Consider the following 557-nt stretch of genomic DNA (forward strand, 5'->3'; position numbering starts at 1 on the left):
GACGGCGATCCAGGCGAACGACTTGGTGGGCCGCAAGACGCTGCGTGACGGCGGTGCGGTGGCGAAGGCGCTGATCGCCGAAATCGGCGAGACTGTCGCGGCGCTGGGCAAGCTGGACGGTGCGGCGGCCGCATCGATGAAGGTGCAACTGGAGAAGGGCGCGAAGGCGCTGTCGTCGGTGGTGGATTACGTGCTGGCGAACGCGAAGCAGGACCCGAATGCGGTGTTCGCGGGCAGCGTGCCGTACCTGAAGCTGGCGGGCGTGGTGCTGTGCGGATGGCAGATGGCGCGCGCGCTGGTGGCCGCGCAGGCGAACCGCGCGAGCGACCCGGCGTTCTTCGGCGCGAAGATCGCGATCGCGCAGCTCTATGCGGAGCAGGTGCTGGTGCAGGCAGGCGCGCTCGAGGCGTCGATCGTCGGCACGAAGGGCAACGAGGGCGTGCTCGCGTTGACGGAAGACCAGTTCTGACCGGCTGACGGTCGGGACGCAGGAGGAGACAGGATTTTGACCACACAGGACTTGCTCGCGCAGTACGGCCCGCGCGAATCGATGGAAT

The 557-nt window shown here is 67.9% G+C and carries 1 protein-coding gene; it reads left to right on the forward strand.

Annotation, left to right across the window (positions count from 1 at the left end; all coding sequences use genetic code 11):
* A partial coding sequence (locus tag L810_RS41030) for an acyl-CoA dehydrogenase C-terminal domain-containing protein (protein WP_042978258.1) occupies positions 1 to 469 on the forward strand: 469 nt, incomplete at its 5' end.
* Between the last annotated feature and the right edge of the window lie 88 nt (positions 470 to 557).

The sequence above is a fragment of the Burkholderia sp. AU4i genome, assembly GCF_000466765.1.
GTDB lineage: Bacteria > Pseudomonadota > Gammaproteobacteria > Burkholderiales > Burkholderiaceae > Burkholderia > Burkholderia cepacia.